Source organism: Micromonospora sp. NPDC049175 (assembly GCF_043197345.1).
In the GTDB taxonomy this organism is placed as follows: Bacteria; Actinomycetota; Actinomycetes; order Mycobacteriales; family Micromonosporaceae; genus Micromonospora.
This window is the reverse complement of record NZ_JBICSY010000006.1, coordinates 376,439-389,155: the sequence shown is the minus strand read 5'-3', so window position 1 is coordinate 389,155 and position 12,717 is coordinate 376,439. Positions and strand designations below refer to the sequence as shown.

Sequence of the window (12,717 nt, the reverse complement as noted above, 5' to 3'; positions counted from 1 at the left end):
CCCGGTGGCGGTCCGGGTTCAAAGCGTGGGTGATCATCGATCTACTGCTCGTGGCCGTGTACTGGCGCACCAACTTGACCATGCGCCAGATCGGCCCGCTGTTCGGGGTGTCGCACTCCGCCGCTCGCTTAGCCGAGTCCGCCTCCCGACTGTTGGGAAAGCGATGATGATCGACTCGGTTTCGGTGAAGCCGGGGTGTCCGAGCCGCTCGGACACCGCGATATCGCGGAAACCGAGTCGATCTTGAACCGGCTCGGCCCGCGCGTGGCCCGCGCGCGGCCGGGTGTGGCGCGACTGGCGGCGGTTATCCGCTGACCGGCCGGGAGGAGCCGGAGAGGCCGCGCATCCGGCGGACGTCCTCGGCGGGGTTGATGGTGCGCACGGGATCGGGCACCGGCCCGCGCCGCCGCCACTCGCGCGGGTAGCCCAGCGAGACCTCCTCGAACCGCACCTCGTCATGGAACGTGGTGCGGGGGATGTGCAGGTGCCCGTACACCATTGTGGCCGCGCCGAAGCGCAGGTGCCAGTCGCGGGTGCGGACGGTGCCGCACCACTGGGCGAACTCCGGGTACCACAGGATGTCGGTCGGCTCGCGCACCAGCGGATAGTGGTTGACCAGCACGGTCGGCAGGGCCGGGTCGCGTGCGGCCAACCGGCGTTCGGTCTCGGTGATCCGGGCGTCGCACCACGCCTCGCGGCTCGGGTAGGGGTCGGGGTGCAGCAGCGCCTCGTCCGTGCACACCACCCCGGCCGCGTGCGCCAGATCCAGTGACTCCTGCTTGGTACGCGCCGCCGGCACCCGGAACGTGTAGTCGTAGAGCACGAAGAGGGGGGCGATCGTGGCCGGGCCGCCCACGCCGTCCCAGACCGGGTACGGATCCTCCGGGGTGACGACGCCCAGGCCACGGCACAGTCGGACCAGCTCCTGGTAGCGCGCCTCGCCGCGCAGTTGCACCGGGTCGTTGGGTGGGGTCCACAACTCGTGGTTGCCCGGCGCCCAGACGACAGTGGCGAACCGGCTGCTCAGCACCTCCAGTGCCCACTGGACGTCGGCGTACCGCTCGGCCACGTCACCGGCGACGAGCAGCCAGTCGCCGTCGTGCTCCGGGCGCAGCTCCTGCACGAACGAGCGGTTCTCCGGGTAGGCGATGTGCAGGTCGCTGACGGCCCGCAGCCGGGGAGAAGGACTCACGCGTCGAGGCTAGGCGCTTCTGCCCCGATCGGCACGCCCCCGGTCCGGCGTGCTGGGCGATTCCCGCCGCCGGCATATCCGCCGACTCGGCGGGAAAGCCGCGACGTCCGACAGCCCGAGACCGGAGCAGGAGACAAGCATGCCTTTCATCACCGTGGGTACGGAAAACTCCGCGCCCATCGACCTGTACTACGAGGATCACGGTTCCGGTAAGCCGGTCGTGCTGATCGCGGGTTTCCCGTTCAACGGGGCGACCTTCGAGAAGGCGACGAACGCGCTCCTCAAGGCCGGATACCGGACGATCACCTACGATCGACGCGGTTACGGCAACTCGGCGCAACCAGCCTTCGGGTACGACTACAACACGTTCGCGGCTGACCTCGACGTGCTGATGACCGAGTTGGACCTGAACGAGGCGACCCTGGTCGGCCACTCGATGGGCACCGGCGAGGTGGTCCGCTACCTGGCCAACTACGGCTCCCGCCGAGTGAGTCGCGGCGTTCTCCTCAGCCCGCTGCAACCCATGCTGGCCAAGGCGAAGGACAACCCGGAGGGCGTCGACACGAGCCTCTTCAAGGGCTTCCAGGACGCCATCATCAAGGACCGCTACGCGTACCTGACGTCGTTCTGCGACGCGTTCTTCAACCCGGACCAGAACATGGGCAAGCGGGTCAGCGAGGACGCGTATCGGGGCCACTGGCAGATCGGCGCGATGGCCTCGGCCAAGGCCACCCACGACAGTGTGGACGCCTGGCAGGAGGACTTCCGCCAGGACCTGCCGAAGATCGACGTACCGATCTTGATCATGCAGGGTGACCAGGACCGGGTGCTGCCCTATCCGGTGACCGGTCAGCGGCTGGGGCCGATGATGCCCACCGCCAACCTCATCACTCTCAAGGGCGCTCCGCACGGCATCCCGTGGACCCACGCCGACGAGGTCAACAAGGCGATCATGGACTTCATGAAGCAGCCGGCCAAGGCTCGCGCCTGACCCCGTACCGGTAGCCGATCGGACGCCGGCGTCGTGAGACGCCGCGACACCCGGCCCAGGGTTCGCACCGGGGCCGGGTGTCGCGTCGGTCAGGGCCGGTGCGCCACCACCGCGCCGTTGGCGCCGGGGGCGTCGAACGGCACCGTACGCACGTCGACGAAACCGGCGTCGGTGAGCCAGGCACGGTATTCCGCGCCCGAGTAGTTGCGCCCGCCCTCGGTCTCGACGAGCATGTTCATGCCCATCAGCGCCGCCTCCGGCGGCCCGGTGCGCTCGTCGTTGAGCAGCAGCTCACAGACGACGATCGCCCCACCGGGCGGCAGCGCCGCGTGACAGCGGGCCAGCAGCGCCCGGTTCGTGGGCTCGTCCCAGTCGTGCAGGATCATGCTGAGCAGGATGACGTCGTGCCCGCCCGGCAGCGCCGGGTCGACGAGGAAGTCCCCGGCGACCGCCTCGATCCGTTCGGTCAGACCGGCCTCCGCGATCCGCTCCCGCGCCCGTTCACACACGTGCGGCAGGTCCAGCACGGTGGCCCGCAGGTCCGGCAGGCGGCGGCAGAACTCGATCGGGAACGCGCCGGCCCCGCCGCCCACGTCGAGCAGGCGGCGATGCGCGGAGAAGTCGTACGCGTCGGCCAACGCGCTGGCGGTGAAGCTCGACGTGGAGAACATCGCGTCCCAGAACTGGGCCAGCATCGCCGGATCTTCGGTGTCGAACATCGACTGTTGGGCCTCCGGGTCCCAGGTCAACGGCCGATCCGTGCGCAGCGCCTCGCCGATGCGGTGCCAGGGCAGGTAGGTGCGCAGGTCCGAGTAGCGCACCTGCGCGCCGAAGTAGTAGGGGCGACCCTCGACCAGGAACTGCTCGGCCAACTCCGTGTTGCGGTAGCCGTCGCCGGCCTTCTCCAGCAGGCCGAGCGAGGCGCTGGCGGCCAGCAACAGGTCCGCGGGCCGGTCGGGCAGCCCGAACTCGGCGGCGACCTCGTCGACGGTCATCGTCCGCCCGCTGGCCAGCCGGGTGAACAGGCCCAGCTCGACGCCGACGGCGAGGGTCTTGAACCCCCAGACACCGGCCACCAGCCGCATGAGGGGAGTGGGAGTGGTCACGGAAACATCAGATCACAGGTTCACTTCATCCACGATGGTCGTTCACGCCCGGATGAGCGTCACGAGCCCGGCCGCGACAAGCACGCCGGCCCAGAGCCGATCAACGTTGAACCACGCCCGACGCAGCACCCCGACCCCGAGCACCTGGTAGACGAGCATCGCCACGACCAGGGCCGTGCCGAGCATGGCCACGGTGTGCACCCCCGCCGCCGCGAGCCCGGACAGCGCACCGACCGGCGCGGCGGCCAGGTGCCCGGCATGACCCCCGGACACCGGCGCGGCCACCAGCAGCGGCAGCAGCATCAGCCCCGCGCCGTGCGCCGACGACATGAGGAACGACCAGCCGGCGAGCTGCGCCGAGGACAGCCGCATCCCCGCCCAGCGGAAGTGCCGTTCGGAGAGCAGCCGCCACAGCCCGAACGCGACGAGCAGCACACCGCCGACCACCGCCAGGGCGGTGCTCGCCGTCACCGACCGGGTCGCGCTGACCAGCGCCGCGACGACACCCACCGAGGCGAGGTGCCCCGCCGCGATCGGCGGCAGCGACCGCAGCAGCGCCGCCCGGCTGCGCTCCTGCAGACCCCGGGCCACCGCGAACAGCCAACCCATCGCCGGGTTCAGACCGTGGAACGCGCCGAGCGCGGCGAGCGTCACCCAGGTGGTGACGGTCACGGGAAGCAGTACGAGTCGGAGGACGCGTCCCCGCCCTGCAACCGGGTCTGGTGCACCCGCAGCCCGCGGAACTCCTCCCCGTGCGGGAAGAACCTCTCGTCGGCGGTGAGCCCGCCGGAGTCGGTGTCGACGTCGACCTTCGCCAGCCAGGCCCCCACGCCGTCGGGGTAGAACTGGTCGTCCCAGGCGCCGTAGAGGGAGTTGCTGACGTAGACCCGCCGGCCGTCGCGGCTGACCTCGACCATCTGCGGGCCGCCCGCGAGGGCCTCGTCCGGCGCGGACGGGTGCGCGGTCCGGCGGACGATCCCACCGAGGCGTACCGAGCCGGTCTGCACGGGGTGCAGCGGGTCGCTGACGTCGTACTGGCGGAGCTGCCCGGTGCCCCAGCAGGAGACGTAGAGAAACCTGTCGTCGACGGACAGGTCGATGTCGGTCACCAGCGGCGGCACCGCGCCGAACGGCTTGAGCAGGTCGGGCAGATCGGCCGGGTCGGCCGGCTCCGCCGGGATGTCGATCACCTTGGTGACCGCCCAGGCGTCGCCGTCGCGGTGCCACAGCCACACCGAGGCGGACAGGTCCTCGACGCTGATCACCACCCCGACGAACCCGTACGACTTCGTCGGGTCGTGCGCGGGGCGCAGCTCCAGCGGCATCTGGTACTGATCGCCCAGGTCGACGCGCTGCACGTGTCGACGCTTCGCGAGGTCCCAGAAGTGGATCGCGTGGCCGTAGCGTCGGCCCAGCAGCAACTCACCGACGATCCCGTCCTCGATCATCGACGGGGTGCCCCACTCGCTCGTGACAAGCACGTCCTGGGTGAGGTGCCACCACACGTCGTACGCCAGGAACTGCGGACCCCGGTCGGACTCCCACGCCCCGCGTACGTCGAACGTGGTGTGGTCGAGGATGGCGATGCCGCCCGGCCCCTCCGCGCCGTCCGCGCCGCCGAGGGCGGAGAGGTAGATGCCGTCCGGACCACAGTGCACGGTGTGCGGGCGCGAGTAGCCGGCCTTCTTCGCCAACTCCTCCGGGCCGATGACCTTGACCACCTGGGGCTGGCGCGGATCGGGCTGCGTGTCGAGCACGTGGATGCGCGACGACCGCAGACCGGGCACGATCAGGTAGCGCCGCTCGACGTGCGGGTGCGGGGCGGTCGGGCAGAGCGCGCTGCTGCACGCGTTCCATCCGAAGTGGTGCAGCTCGTCGCCGAGGTGCGGCAGATCCGTCCAGCCGACCACGGTGCTGTAGGTGGGGGAGTCGGGGTCGGTGTCCAGCACCACGATGGCGTCCGGGCGTGTGGCCGTCCGGTCGAAGGCCGCCACGTACGCGAGCTTCTCCGCCGGCGCGGCCACCGCCTCCCGCGGGGAGGGATAGAACGTGGGATCGGGGGTCCAGCGGGTCATCGGGTCTCCGCTCGTCAGGTGGTGGGTACGCCGAGTCGATCGAGCAGGTGCCGGCGCAGCGCGCCGAAGGCCGGGTCGTCCGGCGTACGGGTGGGGGCCAGGTCGACGGGCAGGTCCGCGGCGATGCGGCCCTCGTCGAGGAGCAGGATCCGGTCGGCGAGCAACAGCGCCTCCTCCACGTCGTGGGTGACAAGCAGGGCGGCGAAGCCGTGCTCGGCGCGCAGCCGGCGCAGCAGGACCTGCATCCGCAGGCGGGTCAGCGCGTCCAGGGCCCCGAACGGCTCGTCGAGCAGCAACAGGTCCGGTTCGCGGACCAGGGCCCGTGCCACGGCGACCCGTTGCGCCTGCCCACCGGACAGCTCCGCCGGCCAGGCGCGGTCCCGTTCGGCGAGCCCGACCTCGGCCAGCGCGCGGCCGATCCGGCCGGCGGTGTCCGCGCCGGTCAGCCCGAGCCCGACGTTGGGCGCCACCCGCTTCCAGGGCAGCAACCGGTGCTCCTGGAAGACCACGGCGGCGGTGCCGTGCACGACGATGTCGCCGCTGGCCTCGCCGTCCAGCCCGGCGAGGATCCGCAGGAGGGTGCTCTTGCCGGAGCCGCTGCCGCCCAGCAGCGCCACCACCTCGCCCCGGGCGATGGTCAGGTCGACTCCGGCCAACACGACAGTCGGCCCGAACGCCCGGTGCACCGCGTGCGCGGTCAACACCGGCGTCGTACCGGTCAGGTGGCCCGCAATCCGCGACGCCATGTCAACATCCTCCTCTCCAGCACCCGCAACGCAAGGTCGGATATCAGCCCGAGCAGGGCGTAGACGAGCAGGCCGAGCACCACCACGTCGGTCTGGCTGAACTCCCGCGCCTCCATCATCAGAAAGCCGATGCCGGTCTGGGCGTTTACCTGTTCGCCGACGACCAGGCTGAGCCAGGCCGCGCCGATCGCCAGGCGCAGGCCGAGGAACAGCGACGGCAGCGCGCCGGGCAGCACCACGTGCCGCAGTCGGGCGGCCTGGCCCAGCCCACAGGTACGGGCGGCCTCCACCAGCCGCTCGTCGATGTCCCGGATGCCGGCGTAGGTGTTGAAGTAGATGGGGAAGAACGCGCCCAGGGCCACCAGGCTGATCTTGAGTGACTCGCCGATCCCCACCCAGATGATCAGCAACGGGACCAGGCCCAGGTGCGGCAGCATCCGGGCCATCTGCACCGGTGGGTCGACCAGGTCGTCGCCGAGGCGCAGCAGCCCCGCCACCGTGCCCAGGACCAGCGCCAGGACGCCGCCGATCAGCAGCCCCGCCCCGGCGCGGGTGAGGGAGTCCAGCAGGTGCACGAGGAGCGTCCCGTCCCGGGTCAGCCGCCAGCCGGTGGCGAGGACGTCGCTGGGCGCGGGCAGCTTCTCCGGTGCCAGCAACCCGGTCCGGGCAGCCAACTCCCAGCCCAGCACCAGCGCCACCGGGCTGATCAGCCGCCGGTAGCGCCGGGTCGGCCGGGGACGCCGAGGCAAAGCGGGCGCGGCGGTCACGACCTCGTCGGGTGCCTCGGCGAGCGTGGTCCGGCTCACTGGAAGACCGCGCTGAACCGGTCGTCGACCCGGGACCGCAGGTCGACCGGCCCGGGAATGAGCTCCAGGGCGATGAAGCTGTCGGTGATCGCCTGGAGTTCGTCGCCGATGGCCGGGCTGACCGGGGCCAGCGGCCGGGCGCTGCGGGCCAGGGCGCGGCTGGTGACGTCCTGCGGGATCTTCAGTTCCGGCGCGAGGGTGCTGGCCCGCTCCTCGGGATGGGCGATGCCCCAGTCGGTCACCTCCCGGTAGCGCTGGAGGAACGCCTTGACGTCGTCCGACCGCTTCGTGACGGCGTCCGGGGCCGCCAGGACGTACTCCCGGTTGCTGGCCAGACCCGTCGCGTCCGCGAGCACCTGGACCCCCGGTTGCTCGGCCAGCGCGAAGTACGGGTCCCAGATCACCCAGGCGTCGACCTGGCCGCCGTCGAACGCGGGTCGCCCCTCGGCGGGCTTGAGGTACTTGACCTGGATGTCCTTCAGGGTCATGTTGTTCGCCTTGAGGAGCTGGACCAGCAGCCAGTGCACGTTCGACCCCTTGTTCAGCGCCACCGTCCTGCCCTTGAGGTCGGCGAAGCTGCGGTAACCCCGGTCGGCCTTGACGAGCACCGCCTCACCCTGCGGAATCGGCGCCGAGGTCCCGATGATGGAGAACGGGATCTTCCCGGCGGCGGCGAAGACGGGTGGGGCCTCGCCGACCTGTCCGATGTCGATCGAGCCGGCCTTGAGGGCCTCGGTGAGCGCCGGGCCGCTCTCGAACAGCGACCACTCCACGTCCGGCGCGGCGCCGCGCGCCTTGACCAGGCTGAGGCCGCCGAAGCGCTGGTACCCGATCCGGAGCTTGCCCCCGCCCTCCCCGGCGTCGGCGGAGCCGCCACAAGCGCTCAGGATGGCCGTGGCGAGCAGGGCCACGGTCGTCAGCGCGGCGGTGGCCAGGCGACTGTGGTGCGGGGGACGGCGGACCGAGGGGGTACGCATGGCGGCTCCTTGGGTGGTCAGGTGTGCCGGGCCGCGTCGACCGGCGTGAGTGCGTGGGCGGTAGCCTACTAACCCGATAGGTTTTATGGGTAGGCTGTCGGCGCGATCGTCCCACCCCTCAGGAGGTGCCCGCCGCACCGCGTGCGCCGCCCGTCCCCGCTGGAGGAAAGAGCCGCGATGACCCTCACCTTCCACTGGTTCCTGCCCACCAACGGCGACAGCCGGGACATCGTCGGCGGCGGACACGGCGTACCGACAGGCGCCGCCGGAGGAGCCCGCCCGGCCAGCGTGGCGTACCTGGGACAGATCGCCCGCACCGCCGAACAACTCGGCTTCGTCGGCGCGCTCACCCCGACGGGCGCCTGGTGCGAGGACGCCTGGCTGAGCACGGCGATGCTGACCGAGGTGACCGAGCGCCTCAAGTTCCTGGTCGCCTTCCGACCCGGGCTGACCTCACCCACCCTCGCCGCCCAGATGGCCTCGACCTTCCAACGGCTGTCCCGGGGCCGGCTGCTGCTCAACGTGGTCACCGGCGGCGAGTCGTCGGAGCAGCGGGCCTACGGTGACTTCCTGGACAAGGACGCCCGGTACGCGCGGGCCGACGAGTTCCTGCACGTGGCGCACGCGCTCTGGCGCGGCGAGACGGTCGACCACGCCGGCGCCCACGTCCGCGTCGAGCAGGCGCGGCTGCACCGGCTACCCGACCCGGTCCCACCCGTCTACTTCGGTGGGTCGTCCGCCGCCGCCCTGCCGGTGGCGGTACGGCACAGCGACGTCTACCTGACCTGGGGCGAGCCCCCGGCGCTTGTCGCCGCCAAACTGGCCCGGGTCCGGGCGCTGGCCGCCGACGCCGGGCGCGAGCTGCGCTTCGGCATCCGGTTGCACGTCATCGCCCGGGACACCGCCGAGCAGGCCTGGGCGCAGGCTAACCGGCTGCTCGACGGGATCGCCGAGGCCGACATCCGGGCCGTGCAGGACGGGCTGCGCCGCAGCGAGTCCGAGGGACAGCGCCGGATGCTCGACCTGCACGGCGGCTCCCGCGACGGCCTGGAGGTCGCACCCAACCTGTGGGCCGGGGTCGGGCTGGTCCGCGGCGGGGCCGGCACCGCGCTCGTGGGCAGCCACACCGAGATCGCCGACCGGATCGCCGAGTACCACGCGCTCGGGATCGACGAGTTCATCCTCTCCGGCTATCCGCACCTGGAGGAGGCGTACTGGTTCGGCGAGGGCGTGCTGCCGATCCTGCGCGACCGCGGACTGTGGCGGCACCCCGACGGACCGCCCGGCGTGGCGGAGAACATCGATGTGCCGTTCGCCGCGATGCCCACGCCGCAGCCGGCCGCGGCCCACTGACCGACCGGCCCGGCTGGGTTCTGGCTCGCCGATCATGAAGGTCGCTCGTCATCCACGCCCGGATCGGGCCCGAGCGGGAGTGGCGGCTCACGGTACGAGATTGATCGTGTGCTTGTCGCTGGGTATGTAGACCTCGCGGAGCCCGACGACCCGCGCGTTGGTACTGCCGGTATTCGAGCACCAGCTGAAGGCGGTCTGCGGGACGTAGATGGGTCCGTACGGGCCGGTCCACACCGTGCCGTCGGCGGCCTCGGCATAGTAGTAGGCGTAGCGATTGTTCGTGTTCAGCACGTACGCCTGGCCGCCGTTGTCAATGGTCCACCAGCCCCGGGTCGCCCACGAGGACCCGTCGGAGTTGCAGCCGGTGTCGTAGTACATGATCGCGACCCAGATCCGAGGGCCGTAGCTGTTGCGGAAATGCAGCTGCATCGCTCAGCCCTCCACGGTCCACGGCGCCGGGCGGCGGCTCAGCGGGGTGTTGATGATGCGGCTGTGGTTGGGGGCGAGACGGGCCCCGGAGGCGGTGCCGGGCGCGGGCCCCGTCGCCTGGCCCGGCCGGACGTTGGTAATGCTCCCGGTGCGGGCCCGGTTCGCCTGCTGGGGGGCGATCCCCGGTGCCGGCGGGGCGCCGAATCCGCCCGGAGCGTCCGGGACAGCCGGCGCGCCGGTGTCATTCGCTGACGCGCCGGCACCGACCGCGGCGATGCCGGCGGCAGTCAGGCCGAGCACGCCGCCGATGCGGAGGAGTACGCGCCTGGTGAACGACGCGTCGGCGGGATCGGGTGGATTAGGATACGGGGAATCAGGCATAATTCGGTCCCTTTCCGATTGCCTTCTCCGGCGGGGCGGATCTGGCCGTTTCGGCCGGTCGCTCATCCGAGAGGCGATAAGGATATTGGCGCTCCCACATCGAAGGTATGACGCCTGTTATGAACCGGTCCAGGGTTCGGAAGAAAGGGCACAACCCGAAAAATCCCGAATGACCACGCTGAATGCCTTGGCCAATTCTCCAACTGTCCGAAATTGGCCCCTCGCATCGTGCGCACGCTCGCCGATCAAGGGCAAGCGCGCATGCTTTGATCTCCGATCCGCGCGCTGGAGTCCCCGGTGCACCGCCGGCGTTTCGGGCCGAACGGCCTGTGTGTCAACCGCCCGGACGGCAAACCGGCCGAGCCGCTCCCCGTCCGGGAAGAGGCGGGTTACCTCTGGCTGCTGCCCCCGGGTCGGGCCGCTGACTCCGGCGCGGGTGTTCCGGCCTGATCAGCCGGACTCGCCCCCGGGAGCTGCGAGGACGCAGAGCTCATGTCCGTCAGGGTCGGTCAGGCAGATCCAGGAGACGTCGCCGCCCTGGCCCACGTCGAGATCGGCGGCACCGAGCGCGCGCAGGCGAACGGCCTGGGCGGCCTGGTCGTCGCCGGTGTCGGGCCGCAGGTCGAGGTGCAGCCGGTCGAGTGTGGGCGTGGTGCCGGGGACGCGGACGAAGGTGAGGTCCGGTCCGGTGCCGCGGCCGGACCGCAGGGTGGCCCGCTCGCCGGTGACGGCAACCACGGGCCAGTCGATCGCCGCGCCCCAGAAGCGAGCCATGGCGGGCGGGTCGGTGCAGTCCATGACCACCGCGGAAATGGGACCGGTGTCCCGGCCGGTCTCCTGCGGTCCTGGTACGCAGAACTCGTTGCCCTCCGGATCGGCCAGCAGGGCGCAGGACGCGCCGAGCCGATCGGCGCCGGCGGGTTTCGCGCCAAGCCTCTCCAACCGGGCCAGCAGCTCGGCCCGGTGTCCGGACGAGCTGCTGGCGAGTTCGAGACGCATGCGGTTCGTTGTCGCTGTCTTCGGCTCGGGCACCGGGACGATGTCGATGCCCAGGAAGTCCGGGTCGGGCCAGACCAGCTCGGCTCGGGGCCCGACGTACGTGGTGACGCCGGGGTGGAACGCGTTCCAGCCGAGCGCCTGAGCCCAGAACTCGCCGACCGCGACGGGATCGACTGCCTTGATGTTCACATGAGCCGGTCGCAGGGCCATGCCCCGATTCTACGGGCCGCTGGTCGCGCCGGTCTGCTCGTCGACCGTGTACCGGGTGTCCCAGCCCAGCCAGAGGATCCACCGCCTACAGGTCCATCGCGTAGACCCGGACCCGGCGGCCGGTGTCCGGCTGCACCGTCTCGCGCTCCAGCGACATGCCCAGCTTGACCATCACCCGCGCCGACGCCTCGTTGCCGACGACGTGGATGCTGACCAGCCGCCGCAGGGCGAGCGCGGCACGGGTGTGGGCGACAACGGCCTGGGCCGCCTCGGTGGCCAGGCCCCGACCCCAGTACGCGCGGCCGAGCCGCCAGCCGATCTCCACGGCCGGCATGATCTCGGGCAGGAACGTCGGCGTCGCCAGTCCGGTGAAACCGGCCAGCTCGCCGGTCTCTCTGACCTCCACCCGGTACAGGCCGAAACCGTGCTCGTCCCAGTGCCGCTGGTAGGTGGCCAGACGCTCCGCGGTCGCGGCCCGGTCCAGGGTGCGGCCGTCATGGATGTAGCGCATCACCTCGGGCTGCGCGTTGACCGCGGCGAACGCGTCCAGATCATCGCCCCGCAAGGGGCGCAACAGCAGTCGCGGAGTCGTGAGGGACGAGGCGGCAGGGAAACCAGTCAGGTCAGGCACGTCCTCTTCGTAGCATTTCGGCGTCCACCGGGTTGTCCCCGAACGGTCCGGTACGGCGAACGCCCGCACCGGAACAGCCGTCCCGCGCGCCGACCTCAGACGCCGGTGGCCTCCCAGACCACGACGTGGACGACGAACACCTGATCCCTGCCGGGCGGGGCGATGGTCGCGAACCCCACGCGCCCCTCCGAGGTGCGGAAGCAGAAGTCCGCCCCCGGTGTGAACGACGCCCGCGCCGACCCGGAGCCGCCCCGGGCGCAGTCCTGGTACGCCCGGCGGGGGTCGCCGCCCGAGAACTGGTAGACGTTCGGCGGGTTGGCCACCTGGATGTTGTCCGACCGGATGTCCGCCCAGTCGTGGTACAGGTCGAGCCCGTCGGTGGCCCCGCCGGCGTGTTTCACGACGACCTGCTGATTCGGCTTATCCACGTCGATCGCGGCAGCGCGTCCCGGCGCAGCACGCTCTCCACCGCCGTGACCACGCCGAGGACGTTGGCGGCCACCCCGACCACGGTGAGCGTCCGCAGCCGCCGCTCGCCGTCACCGTTCGCCGCGGGCGCTGACTCCTGCATCGGATGCCTCCCCAGCGGCCGGTGCCCGATCGCGCCGCAGCCCGACCGGGACGGCGGAAAGCCCGCCCAGGTCATGCTCTCACCGGACCGCACGCCGCCGCGGACCAGGACACGCGGGTGCCCGACCCATCCGTGGTCGACTGTTGCCTTGGTCGGTGGCGATCCTCTACGGTCTGCTCAGCGGTGGGCGGTGCGGTCCGCATCCGACCGGACACCGCCGGTTGCCCGTCGTTCGGGCCGGGATGGTGGA

Annotated in this window: 15 protein-coding genes and 1 pseudogene; 3 read left to right on the top strand and 13 right to left on the bottom strand. The window is 71.4% G+C overall.

The features are described 5' to 3' along the window. Positions 1 to 44: 44 nt before the first annotated feature. Positions 45 to 125 (top strand): annotated as a pseudogene (locus ACGFH8_RS25115) (transposase family protein); the annotation flags it as partial. Between the two features lie 179 nt (positions 126 to 304). On the opposite strand, the gene ACGFH8_RS25110 reads toward ACGFH8_RS25115, so the two are convergent. Next, positions 305 to 1,192: a metallophosphoesterase family protein gene (locus ACGFH8_RS25110; RefSeq protein ID WP_393371341.1), complete on the bottom strand. Its 888-nt coding sequence runs from the start codon at positions 1,190 to 1,192 to the stop codon at positions 305 to 307. 139 nt (positions 1,193 to 1,331) lie between these two features. Between ACGFH8_RS25110 and ACGFH8_RS25105 the strand changes: the two genes are divergently transcribed. Further along, positions 1,332 to 2,183 (top strand): alpha/beta fold hydrolase, encoded by an 852-nt coding sequence (locus tag ACGFH8_RS25105; RefSeq protein WP_393371338.1) that lies wholly within the window; start codon positions 1,332 to 1,334, stop codon positions 2,181 to 2,183. 89 nt (positions 2,184 to 2,272) lie between these two features. Here ACGFH8_RS25105 and ACGFH8_RS25100 read toward each other — a convergent pair whose 3' ends face one another. From ACGFH8_RS25100 to ACGFH8_RS25075, 6 genes are read right to left on the bottom strand one after another with little or no spacing between them, the layout of a single operon-like run. Continuing rightward, positions 2,273 to 3,289: a methyltransferase gene (locus ACGFH8_RS25100; protein ID WP_393371335.1), complete on the bottom strand. Its 1,017-nt coding sequence runs from the start codon at positions 3,287 to 3,289 to the stop codon at positions 2,273 to 2,275. Positions 3,290 to 3,331: 42 nt separating this feature from the next. Next, complete coding sequence (locus tag ACGFH8_RS25095; protein ID WP_393371332.1) at positions 3,332 to 3,961, bottom strand: hypothetical protein; 630 nt, start codon at positions 3,959 to 3,961, stop codon at positions 3,332 to 3,334. After that, positions 3,958 to 5,364 (bottom strand): selenium-binding family protein, encoded by a 1,407-nt coding sequence (locus ACGFH8_RS25090; RefSeq protein ID WP_393371330.1) that lies wholly within the window; start codon positions 5,362 to 5,364, stop codon positions 3,958 to 3,960. The genes ACGFH8_RS25095 and ACGFH8_RS25090 overlap by 4 nt, the downstream gene beginning before the upstream one ends. Before the next feature lie 14 nt (positions 5,365 to 5,378). Beyond that, positions 5,379 to 6,110, bottom strand: a complete 732-nt coding sequence (locus ACGFH8_RS25085; RefSeq protein WP_393371328.1) for an ABC transporter ATP-binding protein — start codon at positions 6,108 to 6,110, stop codon at positions 5,379 to 5,381. Continuing rightward, positions 6,083 to 6,916 carry an ABC transporter permease gene (locus tag ACGFH8_RS25080; RefSeq protein ID WP_393371327.1) on the bottom strand — a complete coding sequence of 278 codons (834 nt, stop codon included), beginning with the start codon at positions 6,914 to 6,916 and terminating at the stop codon, positions 6,083 to 6,085. Before ACGFH8_RS25080 ends, ACGFH8_RS25085 begins: the two co-directional genes overlap by 28 nt. Further along, positions 6,913 to 7,893, bottom strand: a complete 981-nt coding sequence (locus ACGFH8_RS25075; RefSeq protein ID WP_393371324.1) for an aliphatic sulfonate ABC transporter substrate-binding protein — start codon at positions 7,891 to 7,893, stop codon at positions 6,913 to 6,915. The genes ACGFH8_RS25080 and ACGFH8_RS25075 overlap by 4 nt, the downstream gene beginning before the upstream one ends. Positions 7,894 to 8,070: 177 nt before the next feature. On the opposite strand from ACGFH8_RS25075, the gene ACGFH8_RS25070 reads away from it, so the two are divergent. Next, positions 8,071 to 9,246: an LLM class flavin-dependent oxidoreductase gene (locus tag ACGFH8_RS25070; RefSeq protein WP_393371321.1), complete on the top strand. Its 1,176-nt coding sequence runs from the start codon at positions 8,071 to 8,073 to the stop codon at positions 9,244 to 9,246. Between the two features lie 87 nt (positions 9,247 to 9,333). On the opposite strand, the gene ACGFH8_RS25065 is transcribed toward ACGFH8_RS25070, so the two are convergent. The 6 genes from ACGFH8_RS25065 to ACGFH8_RS25040 form a co-directional block, all read right to left on the bottom strand. Further along, complete coding sequence (locus ACGFH8_RS25065) at positions 9,334 to 9,675, bottom strand: DUF1036 domain-containing protein (RefSeq protein WP_393371318.1); 342 nt, start codon at positions 9,673 to 9,675, stop codon at positions 9,334 to 9,336. Between the two features lie 3 nt (positions 9,676 to 9,678). After that, positions 9,679 to 10,056, bottom strand: coding sequence for a hypothetical protein (locus ACGFH8_RS25060; RefSeq protein ID WP_393371316.1), 378 nt, complete (start codon positions 10,054 to 10,056; stop codon positions 9,679 to 9,681). 450 nt (positions 10,057 to 10,506) lie between these two features. Next, on the bottom strand, positions 10,507 to 11,265 hold the full coding sequence (locus tag ACGFH8_RS25055) for a VOC family protein (protein ID WP_393371314.1): 759 nt from the start codon (positions 11,263 to 11,265) through the stop codon (positions 10,507 to 10,509). 85 nt (positions 11,266 to 11,350) lie between these two features. Further along, positions 11,351 to 11,896 (bottom strand): GNAT family N-acetyltransferase, encoded by a 546-nt coding sequence (locus tag ACGFH8_RS25050; RefSeq protein ID WP_393371312.1) that lies wholly within the window; start codon positions 11,894 to 11,896, stop codon positions 11,351 to 11,353. A gap of 95 nt (positions 11,897 to 11,991) precedes the next feature. Further along, the gene (locus ACGFH8_RS25045; protein ID WP_393371310.1) at positions 11,992 to 12,297 is read right to left on the bottom strand and encodes a hypothetical protein; all 306 of its coding nucleotides are present in this window, start codon (positions 12,295 to 12,297) and stop codon (positions 11,992 to 11,994) included. After that, positions 12,294 to 12,467 carry a hypothetical protein gene (locus ACGFH8_RS25040; RefSeq protein ID WP_393371308.1) on the bottom strand — a complete coding sequence of 58 codons (174 nt, stop codon included), beginning with the start codon at positions 12,465 to 12,467 and terminating at the stop codon, positions 12,294 to 12,296. Before ACGFH8_RS25040 ends, ACGFH8_RS25045 begins: the two co-directional genes overlap by 4 nt. Positions 12,468 to 12,717: the final 250 nt, after the last annotated feature.